Genomic DNA, 233 nt, shown 5'->3' on the forward strand with positions numbered 1-233 from the left:
GGGAATGACCGGTGTAACAGCCGGTGGTTCCCAAATCGGGCCGTATGGCCCACAACCTCTTCGTTCTTCCTCCTCCCTTTCCCTTTTTTTGAATGTAACGTTCTATATCGAACGAAACATATATGGATACAGATAAGGGGATATAGCTCAGCTGGCTAGAGCGGCGGCTTTGCAAGCCGTAGGTCAGGGGTTCAACTCCCCTTATCTCCAAATTAGGAGATAAGATCTCCGCA

1 tRNA gene is annotated in these 233 nt (G+C 49.4%); it reads left to right on the forward strand.

Going from position 1 to position 233, the window contains the following annotated elements:
• Positions 1-136 precede the first annotated feature (136 nt).
• Positions 137-210 (forward strand) — tRNA-Ala (locus tag TPRIMZ1_RS0115255).
• Positions 211-233 lie beyond the last annotated feature (23 nt).

It is taken from the genome of Treponema primitia ZAS-1 (assembly GCF_000297095.1).
Classification (GTDB): domain Bacteria; phylum Spirochaetota; class Spirochaetia; order Treponematales; family Breznakiellaceae; genus Termitinema; species Termitinema primitia_A.